The 18,388-nt window shown below is 51.2% G+C and carries 6 protein-coding genes and 1 pseudogene; 1 reads left to right on the top strand and 6 read right to left on the bottom strand.

Going from position 1 to position 18,388, the window contains the following annotated elements:
- Positions 1–33: 33 nt before the first annotated feature.
- Entirely contained in the window at positions 34–1,323 is a 1,290-nt protein-coding gene (locus ICC18_RS28630) for an alpha-L-fucosidase (RefSeq protein ID WP_312029618.1), read from the bottom strand.
- A 587-nt stretch (positions 1,324–1,910) separates the two neighbouring features.
- On the opposite strand from ICC18_RS28630, the pseudogene ICC18_RS28625 reads away from it, so the two are divergent.
- Positions 1,911–2,082 (top strand): annotated as a pseudogene (locus ICC18_RS28625) (transposase domain-containing protein); the annotation flags it as partial.
- Positions 2,083–2,645: 563 nt separating this feature from the next.
- On the opposite strand, the gene ICC18_RS34055 reads toward ICC18_RS28625, so the two are convergent.
- The 5 genes from ICC18_RS34055 to ICC18_RS28595 all read right to left on the bottom strand — a co-directional run bounded on the left by ICC18_RS34055 (position 2,646) and on the right by ICC18_RS28595 (position 18,347).
- On the bottom strand, positions 2,646–8,900 hold the full coding sequence (locus ICC18_RS34055; protein WP_223192958.1) for a pectinesterase family protein: 6,255 nt from the start codon (positions 8,898–8,900) through the stop codon (positions 2,646–2,648).
- Positions 8,900–14,776, bottom strand: coding sequence for a pectinesterase family protein (locus ICC18_RS28610; RefSeq protein WP_188177835.1), 5,877 nt, complete (start codon positions 14,774–14,776; stop codon positions 8,900–8,902). The genes ICC18_RS34055 and ICC18_RS28610 overlap by 1 nt, the downstream gene beginning before the upstream one ends.
- Before the next feature lie 80 nt (positions 14,777–14,856).
- Positions 14,857–16,365, bottom strand: a complete 1,509-nt coding sequence (locus tag ICC18_RS28605; protein WP_188177890.1) for an extracellular solute-binding protein — start codon at positions 16,363–16,365, stop codon at positions 14,857–14,859.
- 108 nt (positions 16,366–16,473) lie between these two features.
- Entirely contained in the window at positions 16,474–17,346 is an 873-nt protein-coding gene (locus ICC18_RS28600) for a carbohydrate ABC transporter permease (RefSeq protein ID WP_188177834.1), read from the bottom strand.
- A 35-nt stretch (positions 17,347–17,381) separates the two neighbouring features.
- Positions 17,382–18,347, bottom strand: a complete 966-nt coding sequence (locus ICC18_RS28595; RefSeq protein ID WP_188177833.1) for an ABC transporter permease — start codon at positions 18,345–18,347, stop codon at positions 17,382–17,384.
- Between the last annotated feature and the right edge of the window lie 41 nt (positions 18,348–18,388).

Genomic DNA, 18,388 nt, shown 5'->3' with positions numbered 1-18,388 from the left:
GATATCCGGCATACACTTCTTGCAATTCCCGTTTCAATCTCCGACTTCCACAACCAACTTGATGACGGTATCAAATGGCTCCCATTTTCCCTTAGGAACTTTGATGGAAATCCCCTGGTCATTTTGTTCGAAAGGAACCGCGCTGCCGTCGAGCATTTGGCAATGTACGATTTTCTGCGGAAGCGCCGGCAAAACCATGTTTTCAAAAGTTGGCATATCCTGTACATGCAAATAAAGATAATTGCCCTTGCAGGTCATGCCGTAAATATGATCTACCGGCTCGAGCGGTCCCGCTTGCGTTCCATAGATGGCTTCACCGTTTTTCTTCATGAAAGCGCCGATCTGCCGCAATCGCTCTACTTGATTTGCAGGTATTTCACCGTTCGGGTCAGGGGCAACGTTGAGCAGCACATTGCCACCGCGGACAAAACAGTCGATCAAAATTTTGACAATTTTTTCGAGCGGCATGACCCTTTCTTCCAGATCGTAGGACCAATGATACGCAATGGTGAAGCATTTTTCCCAAGCGATGGGAACGATGTTCCCGGTAATGTCGTGCGGACCTTCGTCGCATTGAAAATCACCGATCCAGCCGGATCTTGGATTGATTACACATTTCGGCTGGTTACTCCTGACCATTTCGTTTAGTCGGATCGGTTCCCAGAACCAAGCCGCATCGGCATCCGATCCGGTATGAGCCAGCCAGCCTCCGTCGTACCAGAGGATATCGATCGTTCCATACTGTGTGGTCAGCTCACGAATCTGATCATATCCCTGTTTTTTCATCAAGGCTGCATTGTCGGCTAGTTCCTTCGGGTTGAAGTACCCGGGAAACCGCCAATCCATCGGCGAATAATACAGACCGATTCGGAGGCCGGCCTTGCGAAAAGCGTCCGTATAATCTTTAACAAAATCGCGTTCCGCAGCAGCATGCATGCTGTCGAATCGTTCGTAGCTGCCAGGGCTGTCCCATAGCGCAAAGCCGTCATGATGTCGGGTGACCATGACCGAATACCGCATGCCGGCTTCTTGGGCCAGGCTAGCCCATTGCTCCGGGTCCCATTTTTGCGGGTTAAACTGACCGGCCAGCTTCGCATATTCGTCTGCGGGAATTTTCTCGTTGAACATGGCCCATTCACCGCGCCCAAGTATAGAGTAAAGCCCCCAATGGAAGAAAAAGCCGAGCTTGGCATCCCGCCACCATTCCATCTCTTCATCGCTCAAACAAAGCCATGGAGCCTCGACACCGTCGCTGCCTTTGAGCCGAATGCTGCTCTTTAGCATGGATGCAAGCTCGGCGTCTTTCATTTTTTTGATGGACACGTTCTGTCAAAACCTCCTATATATAATAAAATTACTTTATTCTGTTATTATATATCACTTGTTTGACCAATTAAATAACACAATTTTAAATTGTATATAACGAAATTACTATTAACATGAGAGAAAGAGCAGGGCTCGACGCCGCTGCTAGCGGAACTGTGAAGGTTCATAAATCACAGCAACAACGATTCAGTATGAAATTTCATATAAAATCGGGCTCTTCGCATCAATTAGAGCTTTTGTGTATGATTTTTCGTGTATAACTATGGAAATTACCGTTTGAAGGATAAATCTGTATGATTTATCGAGTATATATGGGGGAACGATAGTTTCGAATTGATCGCTAATAGTTTAAGTGGTTTTTCTTACCACATAAGAATTTATAAGTTTCCGATGAGTCGAAAACGAAATTCTTATTGGCGAATAAACCTTCCGCTGAACGCGGTCGCACATCTTCGAAAGACCTCGATAGAGGTTTATCTCATCGTTAGAAATCAACAATGAAGAATAACAAAGCCTTATAATTAAATTAATAGCGTTAACACAAATTTTAATGTGAATTTAACCAGATTACATGGGAGTGGTTCTATGGACCGCCTGAAACGGCAAAAGAAAATGGGCTTTACCCGTACAAATACTTTGATGTACTTGTTCGAGCAACTCCCTCAGCTTCCCGATCCGAAAGATCCTGACCAACTAGATGAACTATTACCATGGTCGCCATCGTTACAACAAACCAGTCGCGAGTTTAAATCCTGATTGCAACAAGTCCAGCCCTCATCTTGTAAACAAGGTGAGGGCTGTTTGGTGCTTACCTTTATTTTATCTTGTCCTATACATTTTTCTTTAGGATGACAGCCCATAGTAGCCTGGCCCCGCAGCAAAGGCTGGCACCCCATATAAGCAAGAGGAAGAGTATTCGCCGATGAGTGCCGTAAGGTAAGGAAGGCGCCTTTTATAAATGGATAAGGTAAGCCATATCTGGCCACCTTTCGGTCAAAAATAAAAATTGAGGGATGTTCCGGTTTCAGCTATGGACTTGACATTGCTCAAAATCATCCACCAATATTTATCGGTTTTTAAATACAAATACAAGTCATTGGATGAGAAAAAGTTTCGCCCACATTATTGCAATCGCTTCCATTTTATCGTTACCGTGCCTATATAGACTATGTCCAAGTTGGTCAGTAAACATTAAGTAGTTTGTCCTATAGGATATATGTGCACATCGCTTGGCATCAAGAAGCATTTCCTCGACAAAACACCTCCAGCACCTTGATTTCAGGTCTGGAGGTGTTCTATCGATGGATCGTCTTGGCTAATTATTTGCTGTCATGCGGCACCGTAACCTGTGCGGTAGCCGTTGTTTGGTTTCCTGCGATATCCGTAATCGTATAAGTAATCAGATAAATGCGTCCTTCCCCTTTGCCGGAACGCTCGGCGCGCAATTGAAATTCCGTATCGAGGGTTCCGAAGTCAGCTCCCGCGATATCGCCCGCTATGTCTCCGTCACCCGAGCCGTTGTCCGGTTCATTGCTAGTAATCGAGGTCAGCACGACCGAACTGACGCCGGAGCCTTCATCCTGCCCATAAACGCTCGTTTGAACGGTTACCAGCTTATGATTCGCAGGCGATAAAGAGAGCTTATCCGGAACCAGTATCAATGTCGGCGCTATCTTATCGATGTTGCTGACGATGACCGTTGCCGCACCTTTATTTCCCGCTGCATCCATAAATTCAAAGGTAAAGCTGCCGTTGTCAGTAAACGTATAGCTGATTGAACCGTCATTGTTGGTGACAGTCACAGCCTCGCTTGGCGTAATTGTCGCCACTACATGCTGGTTCGTAGGCGCCGTGGTGTTGTAGCTTACTGTTGCAGTCGGCACAATTTTATCAATATTGTACACATTGGCCGTAACGCTGCCCACATTGCCAGCTACGTCAACAAACTCGAAAGTAAAGCTGCCATTGTCAGTAAACGTATAGCTGGTTGAACCGCCATTGTTGGTGACAGTCACAGCCTCGCTTGGCGTAATTGTCGCCACTACATTCTGGTTCGTAGGCACCGTAGTGCTGTAGTTCACTGTTGCAGTAGGCGCGACATTGTCGATATTGACGTTGACAACATCATTTTCAACGTTAACCTCTTGTACGAGCACCCACATAAAGTATAACGCTTTTGCCGCTTTCGCTCTTGCAACGATCATCTTCGGCTCAAGCTCTGTGCCGTTGATCATCTTGCCTCTCGCGATACCTTTTTCCGATCGGATGAGCCCTAATTCATAAGCATCCTTCACCTTGCTAACCAAATCAGGCGATATATTTGCCTTATCCGTTAGCTTCTCGTAGGAAACAAGCGGATAGTACATCACGCCTCTGGCGCCGGAATCCAGGTTCGGATCGTAGCCCGGGCTGCCGGGCACTACGGTCGTACCGTTGTAATCGGTCATGTACTTAGGCTTCGTAGTACCGAATTTGGCCCGGAAGGCATCGTCCAATATAGCGCCCATGACCTCGCGTGTCAGCTCTCCGTTCGCATATCCGGCCATAACCGATGAATCCACGCCCATAATCGCGCTGATGGCACGAATGAATTCACCAACCGTCATATTCATGTCTGGATTAAAGTTTCCGTTGCTATCCTTGCTCATAACGCCAAGCTGAAGCAGCTTCTCAATCTGGTTCCGATAATAAGAGCCTGCACCGGTCGTCGTATCCTTGGCCATTTCCGGATAGACGTTCCACCAATCGCCCGATGCGATGGCAGCCTTGACGTCTTGTTTTAAATAGGAAGCAATAGACGCTGCTTTCGGATCTCCCGCGGTTCCTTTGCCCGCGATTTCCGTAACCATGATCCGGGCGAATTGTTTCGCGAGAGCTTCCTTATAGTGGGTTCCGTCTATTTTGTTGGACGGATGTCCGTTGGCGTAGCTTCCGTCGTTGGTTTTGCCCGGCGTTTCCCCGGCTTCAATGGACATGAATACCGCAGTCGTCGCTTCAACTCCAATAGCGTTATAATACTTGAGGCTTTCTGCGTTCAGATCGACAACGGTGACTCCCATTTCCGCAGCCGCCTCTTTCATAATATCCGGGAACAGTCTGGTCTTGAAAGAGTTTGTATATACATATCCCGGCTGCGCTGTGCCGCTTACTCTGGACATTGGCGTCACGAGTACGGGAATCATCCCGCGTGCCCGAATGGCAGGAATGTATACATCCTTAATATAAGATTCATACATGGCCTCGGTTGCGCCTCTGCCGAATCGGCGGCTCTCATCCGTACTTTCGTCATTATGACCGAATTGTACAAGCACAAAGTCCCCGATGTTGCCCGTCATCAGAATATCGTTGAAACGTCCTTCCGTATAAGCGCTCTTGAACGAACGTCCGCCCATGGAATAGTTAACGACATTCACCTTGCTCAAGTCGAACATATTGTCAAACACTTGACCCCAGCCGCTCATTGGCGTCTCGTCGAAGGTGTAGGATTTGACCGTGGAATCCCCCAGCGTATAAATCGTCGGAAGGCTTCCGGCCGTGCGCGTTTGCGGCGCGATCGGCGTAAGAACGATTTCCTGCACGCCGACAGGCGTATTCACTTTGTTCGGCTCAATCTCGATATCGATAAAGCTCCGCCCGCTGACAAAGTTATAGGTCCATTCCTTGCCGCTCGCTGTAATGAAATTGCGTATTGGCACCAGTTTTGCCGTATCCCAGTACCCGCCTTTCAGGAGCCGGCTCGTCTGCATGCCCGAAACCGACACGGTGGTGTCCGCCGCAGCGGAGGTTGTTTTAACACTCACCCGATACGCCCCCGGAGGAGCCTGTATCCGAAACGCCATGCCGTAATGGTTATAGTTATCCTTCTCAAAACCCGGTTCCTCATAAAATTGCGGCTCGCTGATCACAAATCCGGTTCCGTCGGAAGTAATTTGAGCCGAATGCACTTGTCTTGCCGGCATCGCGCTCGTCTCGTTGACAAAACCGTAGCCAACCGAAGAATTATACTGCGGCACACCGTTGTTATATACCACGGATGTATAGCCCTCTTTGGCTGTGCCGGTAAAATTGAATTTGTACGATTTCTGTTCGACCGTATCCGATATGTTCTTAATCAGATTCGCGATCGCCGTCAGATCCTGAATATCGATTTTCCTATCCACGTTGATATCTCCCGCTTTGACCGAGTTCCAGTCGGAATCCGCATATGATTTGCCGACAACACTCGCGATCCATCCCAAATCCGCGATATCGATTCTCCCGTCCATGTTGACGTCCATAGGATCGTAATCAAGCTTTACTGCGTTGTTGAAATTTTCAATCGCCTGGTTGAGCTCAAGAGCGGCTTGATTGATTTGCTGTTGCGTCGATGCGCTGTTGCTCTCCACCGCCTTAGCTGCCTGGATCGCCGATTGGAGAATCGCCTTCGTGCCGGCCGGGTATTGCCCTGCGCCCGTCCCTTCAGCTGCTCCAAGAGCTGCGGCTTCGGCATTGGCAATAATGAATCGGAGAACCGATTTATCGATATTGCCGGCCGGAGGATCCTGCAAACTTTGTTGTCCGGGCAATGCGCCGATCAACGTAGGATCCCATCCGTCAGCACCGGCCAATATGCGCTGCGGCGTATAATCGTTTGCCTCGTCAGCCGTTAATTGTTTTGTCCAACCGAACCTGTCTTTAGCATTGGCGCCCGGACCGCTGCTATTGTACTCGCCGTATCTGGCCGTCTTTTCATTGTCGGCATTGCCCCAGTTGTCCCAACCGACGGCTTTGATGTGAGCGTCCATCCAGGTGTTCACGTATTTGACATTTGCGTACGGCCTCCAAGGTCTGCCCAAATCGACGGCAGCGTTTGTTGCGCCGATATTGGCATCAATATCCCAGGAGGAATCCCAAGTTCCTATCGTTACGGAAGATTTTAAAGCGGACGTGCCTCTGGTCAATCTCGAATTCAGGAAAACATATCCAAACTCGGCAGCCGAATCCGTTGAAGCGGCTGTAACATGGCCTCCCGCCTTGCCGACGAATTTAATCTCCGAGTTGTCGAAGACCGCCCTTGCGTTACCGAAAATATAATCGGCATCGCCTTCGATTATAACGTTCTTGTAGTACTGTCTGCCGCTGTTCGCGTACAGCGTATCCTGGAAGCCCAAAACCTTCACGTTCGTAAATACGGAGCGGTCTCCCGTCACCGACAACGCAACGGCCGGCGCAACCACTGTTCTCGGGTACGCTGTATTTTGAATCGTCAGGCTGTCCGCCGTGAAATTGTGTCCAGTCACACTGACCGAGTAACTGTTGCCTGTTCCCATGATGAGCGTTCCTGCAGGCAATGTGGGGCAGAAGCCAGTTGCCGAAGGCGTTCCGGTCGGGCTTTCTTTGCAGGCATAGTCGTCGTAGGTCAGAACCGTGCGGTCCCGGTTTTCGCCGACAAAGCTGACATAAGGCTTGTTGACCACAATCTTCTCCTTATAGGTACCGTTCTTGATGAAAATAACGGTTCTGACCGTATTATTCGACGGGATGGAATTCACCGCATCCTGAACGGCAGTGAAATCTCCCGTACCGTCCTTCGCCACGACGATCGTAGACGCAGGCGTAGCAATGGCCGGCTTGGCGGGTGCCCCTTCTCCTTTCGCATTCGTTGCCGATACAATGTAGAAGTAGGTCGTGCCGTTCACCACCGTCTCGTCGGTAGTTGCCGTTTCGGACAAGCCTGCGCGCAGCACCGTATACGGTCCGGCAAAGGATATTGCTCTTTTCACCGTATAGGAAGTCGCTTCAGGCACAGGGTTCCACTGCAATTCTACCCTATGGTTACCCGTCTTGACGGACACAGCGTTAGGAGCGGCCGGCGCTCCTGACGGTATAGGTACAGGCGATGCGGCAGCTTGCGCGGAATTCATGCTTTCGAGCTGTCCCTGGGAAGCGGAAACGACATAGTAATAGGTCGTTCCGTTGACTGCCGTTACATCCGTATAGCTCGTCACAGCGACATTAGCGGCGATCGTTGCATACGGTCCGCCGGAGACGGTGCTGCGTTTCACGGTGTAATAGGCAGCGCCGTCGACAGGCTCCCAGCTTAAAGCAACCTTAGCGTCGGAAACATTGGCGGCGACATTCGCAGGCGACGCAAACGGCGCGGCAGGATTCGCATTAACTGGCGTACTATCGTTCCCGGGCGTTCCATCGGGCGCTTGGCTTGCCAGCTTGTAATAATAGGTCGTTCCATTCGTTAAGCCTGAGTCGTAGTAACTTGTTTGCGTATACGGCAGCGTGCTTGAAAGCGTTGTGTACGGTCCCTCCAAAGACGTGCTCCGCTTCAACGTATACTGGCTTGCGCTCGCATTCCGGCTCCAGGAGATGCTTGCCGCCGAATCGCGGGCGATAACAGCGATATCAGCCGGAGGCTGCGGAAGCGCCGCCGATGCTGTAGGCGTAACGGATTGCTCAGCAGAATCGGTATTGCCGAAAGTATTGACCGCACGAATCTTATAGTAATAGGTCGTCTCATTCGTTACGGTCGCATCGTAGTAATCCGATTGGGTCGTAGAAAGTCCCGATGCAATCGCCGTATACGGTCCGCCGGAGGTCGTGCTGCGCAGAATCGAATACGATTCTGCGTTTTTCGCAGCACTCCATAACAATTTCACCTTGGCATCGTACGGCGTAATGCTTACCCAGACGGGCGCGTCAGGCACCGCATTAGGCTTGTAGACCAGGATGTTATCAAGCAAAATATTTTGCGCAGTCGTGCCGCCCGTAGCTGCAGAATACGACTTGGCGACCGCATAATCCGTAGACGCAGCGCCGAGCGTTTTCAGCGAAAACGGCTGACCCTCCAGCTTTCCGACCACCGATCCATCACTTACCTTGGTAACGTAGTAGTCAACACGCAGATTGGTGAAATTGGCAACCGCCTTCAAGTGGTACCATACCCCATTCGCAACGCTGTTCGGCGTAATATTGGTAAAGGCACCGGTACTGTCCTTCCAAGCGATTCTGCCGGATTTGAGGTCGACTTGAATGATCGTATCCGACGAACGGTTCTCGTCGTTGATCCCTCCGGACAATGTCAGAACCGTTCGACCGCGGCTGATATCGTTCGTTCCGTTCGGAACGGTCGTATCCCCGAAGAAATACATATCCTGCTCGATCGTCAAGATGCCGTCTTTGACATTCTGTCCTAGCGATTTGGAGATGGAGGTGGAACCGCTGCCGTCGCCGACGGTTTGGGCAGACCCGTTTTTACCGTCCAGATCCCTGAGTAATAAAGCATCGGAAGTAACGGCTTCACCGCCGTCCATTCCGGTTTGGGCGATGCCGACAGAGCTGTTGGTACCGGAAATCGCAGGTGTATAACCTGCTACCGTCGTCATAGGACTTGTCGTCTTCGTCACTGTCGCATCGGTTACCCCGTTAAAATCATCATTGATTAGCGCGGTATTCCCGACAGGGACGGACACGGCTGCCGCTGCTTTGTTCATTATTTGGGGAAAAGATGCCGTTAACAAAAGGGCAGCCAACGCAATGTTCAAAAACCTTTTCAACCGGATCACTTCCTTCACATGTGACATTATTGAACCACTTTTACGATAGATGGATTTGCCTGCAACACAGTAAGGATTTGCGCCGCCCCGTTGGAGGCTTTGAAGGAAGTGAAACCAAGCTGCGCTGCTTCTGTACCCGAGACTGGCTTCGCTTTAAACTTCAATTCGATAAGATCGCCGCTCGACGTTATGGCGCCAGCCGCTCCCAAACTGGACGCAATAATCCTAACCTGCCCCGGAATGTCCGTCTTCTGTGCGATGATCCGGAAGCCCGGTTTGACCGAATCGGCGGAAACGAAATCAATGGCGTTCGTCCCGAATTGCAGCGTGAAATCCAATGCGTACACCGACGAAGACGGGGAGGACGAAACATGGCCTAACCCGACCCGATAGCTGAACTCCTGCCCCGAGGTTACGTCCGCGGGCCCGTCAAGCGTTGCTACCGGCAAATCGGAAGGGACGCCCGATTGACCTCTAATGAATATATACATGCTTCCTTGAACGCCGCTGCCGTCTTTAGCGGTTGCGACAACCTTGACGATTCCGTCACTCTTGGCGACAAGCAGTCCGTCGGTATTTATCGTCGCTCGGCTCGTAGGCGTAATTCCGTCCTTCTCAACAACATGCCAGGAAACCGACGGGTTTGCCGAATTACCCGGAAGAACCAGCGCCTTCAATGATAGAGATCCATTTTTCAACGTGATCGAATTCGCTCCGCCCGACGCGATTACCGCGATGGAGGATACCCGCACGACGGCAATCGGCGCTTTGTCAATCAACCCGATCGACTCTTTCGGATTCCATCCGTCGGAACCGCCGAGCGTAGACTCAAACGTGTATTGAGCGGCTTCTTCCGACGTCAATTGTTTCGACCAATTGACACGGCCGGCCGGATTGGCTCCCGGACCGTAGCTGAAGTACTCGGATAAGCGCGAGGTCTCCGAACGGCCATCAACCCATTCGTTCCAGCCCGTAGCCCGGATATGCTCTCCTAGGTAGTTGTTGATATACGTTGTGCTGCCATAATCTCTCCATGGCCTGCCAAGGTCTACCGTACCCGCAGGCGCATCGGGGCTAGCAATCAGTTGATTGTTTATAAATACGTATCCCGGCTTGCCCATTTCCGTGGACGGCGCCGTTACATAGCCGGGGCCGACACTCTGAATGATGTTGTTCTCGAATACGACTGCTGAACTCCCGAAAATAAAATCGACAGTCCCTTCGATATGGCTGTCAACAAAGTACTGTCTTCCCTTGTCCGCCTGCAGCGTATCCTGATAACCCAGCAGCTTCACGTTGCGGAATATCCCCCGGTCGCCTTCCGCATAGAGCGCGACGGCTTGCCCGGCTGTCCGTCCGGCACTGTTCCGGATCGTCATATTTTCGAGCGTAAAGTCGGTTCCGGACGTTCTCAGCGTATAGCTGTTGCTTGTGCCGAGCGGCTGTCCGTTAGGACCGATCGTGCTTGCGGAATCTCCATTTACCAGCACAGTTCCTTCCCGGCTTTCCCCGATCATGGTGATCATTTTTTTCGTCGAGGGAACAAGCACCTTCTCGTTATAGATGCCGTTTTTCACTTTGATAATCGTAAGCTTCGTGCTATTATCCGGCACGGCATTGACCGCATCGGCAATTTTGGTAAACTGCCCGCTTCCATCCTGGGCCACGACGATCACCGCGCCCGGGACCGCCTTAACCGGCAAGGAATGATAGCTCATCCCTTTTTCGTTGCGCGCTGCAACCGCATAATAGTAAGCTGTATCATTGGCCAGACCCGTATCGGCGAACGATAGCCCCGCCACATGATCGGCGATGACCGAGAACGGTCCATTCTTATCCGTTGAGCGAACCACCTGATAATCGGCTGCGCCGCTGACCGCATTCCACGTTAATTGAACCTCCGAATCGCCCGGTACCGCTTTGACGCCATCCGGCACAACCGGCTGGCCGATATTCAGTACGGGACGTGCAGCTGCAACGGCGGATTCCAGGCCGGTACCCGTCTCGTTAGCGGCAGTTATTTTGTAGTAGTAAGGCTGGCCGTTAACCAGTTTCGTGTCGGTGTAGGTCGTTCCCGGCAAATTATCAGCGAGAACCGTGTATGGACCCTCAATGTTCGTGGCACGTTTCAGCACATAACGATTGGCTTCCGCGGCCTGCGTCCAGTTCAGCGTCACTTGGGCGTGGCCCGCCTCCGCTGTTAAGACCGGCGTACCAATCTGCGCCCGGGCAACGCCGGTCACAGGAGCCGAGTCGGCGCTTTCTCCCGCTACATTCGTAGCCGATACAGCGTAATATCCGGTTACGCCATTCGTCACGCCGCCTACCCGGTAAGCCGAGTCCGTAATATGGTCAGCGACGATCTCGTACGGCCCCGCCGGATCGGCCGCCTTTTTCACCGTATAGAAATTCACGTTGTCAACGGGGTTCCAGCTCAAATCCACTTGCGAATCCCGGCTCTTTACATTCAGTTCCGCGGGCGCCGCTGGCTTAGGAGCGGATGCCGACGGGGTTACTTGCACCTGATTGGAATTTGCGGATTCGCCGCCGACTCCCATGGCCGTAACAACATAGTAGTATGTCGTCCCGTTTGTTACCGTGTTGTCGATATAAGAGGTTTCCTGCCATTCGGATTTGATGGTTGTATAGGGTCCTCCATCTGTTTCGCTGCGTTTCACATTATACGAGACCGCTCCCTGCACAACCGGCCATTTCAGCTCAACGGCTCCATTGCCCTGCACCGCCGTCACGCCTGCGGGAGCGGCAACCGGCTCCACATATACCTTCACGTTATCCCAATAGGGGCTGCCCGATCCGGTACCGGGCGTTGAGAAATGAATGCGGCCGATTCCTTTGGCCCTCGTATCCGTTAACGTCGAACTAAGGAAGTCGACCTCCGGCGTAAAGGCCGGCGCGCCGTCCACATAAATCTTCGCTGTGCCCGTGACGACGTTCGCTTCGATCTTAAAATGGATCCATTTGTTTACCGGCGGCACCTCGTTTGTCAACTTGATATAGTTGTTGCTGTTATTGATGACGAATGCATTCGCACTCTCGCCTGACGGTTTGCGGATTTCCAAAGACAGCGGCGTTTTTCCGCCGTCCGGCGTTTGGAGCTGCAGCAGGCCTGCTGCACCGATAACCGATTGCTGCATGTAATCGGCTTCAACGATCACGGTGCCCTTCTGCGGAGCAAAGGCTTTTGCTGCCCTGGTATTGACCGTGCCGGTATCATAAAGCTGCATCGCCTTGCCCGAGCTGTTCCCCGTGCTTGTAACCGGAACTTCCTGCGTCATCACTTTATTGGTGTCTGTCGGCGGAATCGGATTGACCTGCGTATAGCCGGCCGGAATTTCTCCAATGGTATCTCCTTCATAATCGTCGGTAATAAGCCAGATGGTCTCGGCTGCGCCTGTCGGTGTTACGCTTGCCTCCGTCGAATCGAAGCTTTCGCCACTCGTATTTACCGAGCTGACGACGTAATAGTAAGGTTTGCCTGCTGTCAGGTTCGTATCGGTAAAGGACGATGTTGTTACGTTTGACTTGACCGTCGTGTAAGGCCCGCCGGGAACATTGCTTCGCTTAATGTTGTAGGTGGCTGCCGTACTGACCGGCGACCATGCCAGCGCAGCGCTTTTGTTACCTGCCGATATGGTCAGCGACTGCGGAGGCGTCGGATAATCCGCGGCCAAGGATTGAATTTCCACACCGCTGAACAGAGAAGCGTTGTATTTATTTACATCGTCTATCGTTTTTGAAGCGTCCGCCGCCAAACCGATATAGACGGTTTCCTGCATCGGAATGTCAACGGATGCGATCCGCTTCCAGTTCGTCTTGTCCGCGGATATCAATCCCGTCAGCTGGCTGCCGATGCGAACGAGCTTCACCCAGTAAGGCGTTGTAATAAAATCCTCGTGTTCCGCTCTTGCAGAATCTGCTCCTGCCTCAGACCGGCTGATCATAACGCCTTTCTTGCCTAGTTTGACGTAAGGAATCGCAAGCATTGCCATCTTGGATGAAGGTTCCAGCGTTTCGCGGACCATAACCCCCGCTTCCGCATTGTCATCCGTAGGCGTAATGTGATCGATCCGGGCAATAATCTCGCCATTGCCTGTCAACGTCTGGTAAGCATAGTGGAACGCATCGGCAGTGCCGCCGATATCCCCGGCAGACTTGACAGTTACCGTCTTCTCGTCGCCTTCCAATTGGGTATGGCCGGGGATGCCGACTGAGCCGATATCCTGCGATTGCCACGGAGCGATCGGACCGGTTTTGTTCACGTGAACAGCGACATTGTCCGATTGAGTCGAGAGCCCGGCGTTATCCGTTGCCTTGACAACAAGAAAATGGGTGCCATCCGTTACATGATTCCATTCAAAGCTGTATGGAGCCGTTGTATCCTCCGCCATAACATTACCGTCTACAATGAATTCCACTTTGGCAATCCCGTCGTTGTCGGAAGCTGAAGCCTCTACGGTTACATTGCTGCCGGCATCTTTCAAGGTATTGTTAACCGGGGAAGTGATCGCGACAACCGGATTACCCGTATGTTTGTTGCCGGCGGTTCCCTTGACAATCAAGTCGTGGAGGTACACCTCAAGGTTCGTGTAGCCTTCCGGAGATACATTCGTTCCGTTGCGATCGTCGGGGTTTGTCGGGGATAAGCCCTTTTCCATTTCCCATGCGTCATCCATGCCGTCATGGTCCTGATCGGCCACAGTAGAGACGACTGTCGGATAATCGGGATATCCGCCCACTTCGATCGGCGAGTTGATATACTGGCCGGTTCTGTTTTTCACATCATTAACAACCCGTGCATCGATCGCATCGCGCTTCGGCAAGGTTGCCCCCGCACCGGCGAGGACATGGTTGTATGCGTCCTGGGCAGGTTCCGGAACGTATCCGCCGGCGACCTGTACGGGCTGAGACAACTTCAAGGAAGGGTCTTGCACGCTTTTCACACCGAGCCAGTTGTCCGCCGAGATCTCGGCGTCGCCTTCCATAACATTCCCGTCAACGTACAGCTGGCTTGGCGAAAGAATTTCGTTAAAAAATTCATGACGCACGTTGTAATAGGTGTTTGCTCCATGTTTATAGTAGTTGTTATTCAAATTGTACTGCCCTTTGCCGCCGCCATAAGCGGAGAATAGACCCCAATTATAAATGACGTTGTTGGTCGATTCCATGATGTCAGACACAGGGTCTCCCCCCGAAAATCTCGGATTGCGGCTGAAATTATGGGCAATGAGATTATGAAGAAAGCTTGCGTTGTTACCGCCCCATATTCCGGCATAGCCGTGACGACCCTTTTGGTGTGTCGTCATCAGCATGCTCTCCTCGATGAACGACCACTGCACCGTTGTGTTTTCATTGTTGTAGAGGCTGAGCACCTCATCGACCGACCAGCTGAAGGAACAGTGATCGAGGATAAGGTTTTTGTGATTGCGCATGCCGAAAGCATCATCCTCGCTCGGGAAACGATCGCCCAAGCGGAATCGCATATACCGGATGACGACATTATCCGCGTCGACGGTTGTCGTGTAATCGGTTACCGTAATGCCGTCGCCGGGAGCGGTTTGTCCGGCGATGGTCAGATTCGAGCCCGTAATCTTCAGGCTTTCCTTCAAACGGATCGTCCCTCCGATGCGGAAGACGACCGTCCGGTTGCTCTGGCTTACCGCATCCCGCAGTGAACCGGGAATCGGCGCTTCCTTGCTCGTGTAATCATCAAGCGTGGTTACCTCATACACCGCTTGAGAGCGCCCGCCGCTTGTATATTTTCCGCCACCTTCAGCGCCGGGGAATGCCGGCAGCGGAGCGGATGCCGCTTCTGAGTGAGCGCTTACAGAAAACGATGCTGCAAGCAGGGATGCGACAAGGATTCGTGCCAACCACTTTTTCATAAATGCCCTCCTCATGCCATATAATCAGGAATGTCCCCTGCCCAGGTTTGGGGAACATTCCTGTCTTCCAAAGAAATGGGTTACTTCTTCTTGCTTTTCTCGTACGCTTCCTTATACTCCTGCATCATTTTCTCGCCGCCGGCCTTTTTCCACTTCTCGATATCGGCTTTCCAGCCTGCCTCGTCGAGCTTACCCATGATAAACTTCGTTTCCGCGTCGGTAATCATCAGCTCAAGCTCCTTGCCGCGTTCCGAGAACGTATCGGACAAGAGGGTATATGCCGGATTCGGCACAATATACTTCTCGTTCTGCGCGGGAATGTTCGAGCTCTTGAGGAACAGGTCCGGCTGTTTCGCTTTTTTGGCGATATTGTAGGATTCGCCGCGATTCGGGAATGTGTCGCGATACGGCTTTACTTCCTTCAAGTCGGCGTCGCGATCAAGTACCTCCGTAAATTCGCCCGCATCCTTCCAATGCTTGCCTTCCACGCCTTTCACCAAAAGCGTTGCCATCTTTGGATCCATCAATTTATCGATAAACGAAAGCACTTTTTTGAGCTCCGCTTCTGTCTTTACAGCCGCTTTCGGAATGGCCCAACTTCCTGCATTGCCCGGCTCGGCAGGTACTGCTACGCCTGAAACTCCTTCCACCTGCGAGACATCTATTTTAGCTGTAGGAACGACCTTCTCCACTTTAAGCTGCCAGTTATACGCATTGCCGGCGGTTATTTTAATTCCGGCCCGGCCCGATTCGTACTGTTTTTCGGTCTCAGTAGTATCCACCGCTGCGAAATCCTGATTGATCAGCTTCTCTGCATAGAGGCGCTTCAGCATCTGTAAAGTCTGGAAGAACGGCTCGGTCATAAATTCCGGCGTAAAATTGCCTTTGTCATCCACCGACCACTTGTTCGGAGCGCCTTGCGTTACGGCAAGCCGTGTTAGCGTTGAGAAAGCATCCAAATTATATTTCTTCTCCAGAAGCAATCCATAGGTGTCGTTCTTCCCGTTCTTGTCGGGATCGTTCAGGGTCATTGCTTTGATGACATTGTACCAGTCATCCAATGTTTTCGGCGGTTGAAGACCCAACGCATCCAGCCAATCCTTGCGATACTGCAGTTGGGCACGCCCTAAATCGCGGTAAAGCGGAATGCCGTACAGCTTGCCCTCCACAGACAGATTATCGTAGTATACTTTATTTTGAGCCGTAAGATTTTTGTAATCCTTTAAATAAGGACCGATTTCCCAAAATATCCCGGACCGAAGGTGCCCGGTCACCGTGGGATTATTATTCAGCTTAATAATGGTCGGAAGCTCGCCCGAGGCTACCATGACATTGATTTTCTCATCATAAGCCGATGCGGGAAGCCATTGTATATCCAGGTCCGTATTCGTATAGGACTCGATCTGCTTCTCCAGCTCACTGTCCTTCGGGGGAATTTCACCTACCTGGTTAATGACGAGCTTGATCGGATACGGTTTGTTGTCCTCTGCTTTCGGCGCTTCCGCTGCCGCTCCTTGCTTACTTTCCTCCACTTTGCTCCCGCTGCATGCCGCAAGCGCCGAAGAAGCGAGCAGCAATGTGCCTAACATAAGCGCTGCATGTTTTTTCTTCAATGTTTTACCCCTCCATCATGCGAATATTATTTAAAGCTTACCCCCAGGGGTCATCCCGTGAAAGACAAGCGATAAACCGATTTTTTACCCCTTCACCGAACCCAGAAGCACACCCTTGGCAAAATGCTTTTGCAAGAACGGGTACACAATCAGAATAGGTACGGTTGCAAAAACGATGACAGCCATGCGAATGGTTAGCGGTTGAATCTGGGTCTCATCGATGCTTACATCGCCGATCCGGCTTTGCGCCAGAATAACAATCTCCCGCAGGAGCACCTGAATCGGCCATTTCGTATTATCGTTGATATACATCACGGCATTGAAAAATTGGTTCCAATGAGCCACCGCGTAGAAGAGGGCGAAAGTGGCCATGGCCGGCAGCGATAAAGGGATCACGATGCGGAATAAGACCCCCAGGTCGCTGCATCCGTCGATTTTCGCCGAATCCTCCAAGCCATCCGGTATTTGCTGAAAAAAGTTTTTCAGTACAATGAGATTGAATGCGTTGATCGCACTTGGAATCATCAAGGACCAAAGCGTATTGGTTAGCCCCAACGCTTTTACGACAAAGTAAGTGGGGATCAGTCCGCCCCCGAACAGCATCGTAAACAAGACGGCAAGGAGGAACATTCGTCTGCCCCGAATATGCGGCTTCGATAGCGGATAGGCCATCAGCGAAGTGAAAAGCAGGTTTATAAATGTGCCTACAACCGTTATGTAAATGGATACCAGCAGGCTCCGCACCAACGTGTCGGTTGAAAAGATATACCGATATGCGGCAAGAGACCATTCCTTCGGGAATAAAATGATTCCCCCTTTGGCCACCTCCGCCGGGCTGGTGAATGAAACCGCCAAGATATATATAAACGGCAATGAGCAAGCGATGGAAAAGATTAACAAGAAGCTGTAATTAAACATATCAAAGAGGCGGTTGCCAAGAGTTTTATCGTAAGTCACAGAATGACCTCCCTATGGTTTGGAATCTAACTAGATCAGTACACGCCTTCCTGCCCGAACCGTTTGGCAAGCCAGTTGGAGCCAAGCACCAGGATCAAACCTACAGCCGATTTAAAAAATCCGACTGCCGCACTATAGCTATACTGCGCCTGCGTTAAGCCTTTCGTGTATACGTAGGTATCGAACACTTCGCCCACTTCACGGTTGGTCGGCGTGATCATCAGGAAAATATGCTCGAAGCCGGAATCCAGAAAATTTCCGAGACGAAGAATAAGCAAGATTATGATCGTGCTTCGGATTGCAGGAAGGGTAATATGCCAAAGTTGTCTCCACCTCCCGGCTCCGTCAATACGCGCAGCTTCATACAGCTGCATATCGACACCCGACAAAGCCGCAAGGAAAATAATCGTTCCCCAGCCTACCTCCTTCCATATGGATTGAGAAACGATCATCGTCCGAAACCACTCCGGTTCCATCAGAAAAGCGATCTTCTTGCCGCTTATGGCGTAGATGAGTTCATTCAGAATCCCGTTCTCCGTCGTCAGCAGCATGTAAAAGATGCCAACCACAACCACCCAAGAAACAAAGTGGGGAATATATACCAGCGTTTGTACGAACCGTTTGAACCTTTCCCTGCGGAGCTCGTTCATCATCAGCGCCAGAACGACCGGCAGCGGAAAGAAAAAGATCAGATTATAGAGCGCAAGGATAATTGTGTTTCGAAACAGCATTCCGAAGGAAGGCTCGCTGAAGAATCTTATAAAATGCTTCAGCCCGACCCAAGGGCTTCCGAAAAACCCGAGGTGGGGCCGGTAATCCTGAAACGCCATAACCAGTCCATACATCGGCACATACTTGAAAATAAGAAAGTAGGCCACGCCGGGAAGCAGCATCAGGTACATCCATTTGTCCCTTATCAATTCTTTCACGAATAAACCGAATTTCGATTTACTCACCTGTTTGTCCGATCGTTTCGAGCGCAAAGTCAATTCCGCCTTCATCCTGACTCCTCCATAACATGTCGTTTATGCCATGATTATGC

It is taken from the genome of Paenibacillus sedimenti, from assembly GCF_014534655.1.
In the GTDB taxonomy this organism is placed as follows: Bacteria; Bacillota; Bacilli; order Paenibacillales; family NBRC-103111; genus Paenibacillus_E; species Paenibacillus_E sedimenti.
This window is presented reverse-complemented; position numbering and strand designations above follow the sequence as displayed.

Excerpts from the sequence above, each read along its gene's own strand:
- ICC18_RS34055 (WP_223192958.1), bottom strand. The coding sequence starts at position 8,900 with ATGTCACATGTGAAGGAAGTGATCCGGTTGAAAAGGTTTTTGAACATT.
- ICC18_RS28610 (WP_188177835.1), bottom strand. The coding sequence starts at position 14,776 with ATGAAAAAGTGGTTGGCACGAATCCTTGTCGCATCCCTGCTTGCAGCA.
- ICC18_RS28605 (WP_188177890.1), bottom strand. The coding sequence starts at position 16,365 with ATGTTAGGCACATTGCTGCTCGCTTCTTCGGCGCTTGCGGCATGCAGC.
- ICC18_RS28595 (WP_188177833.1), bottom strand. The coding sequence starts at position 18,347 with ATGAAGGCGGAATTGACTTTGCGCTCGAAACGATCGGACAAACAGGTG.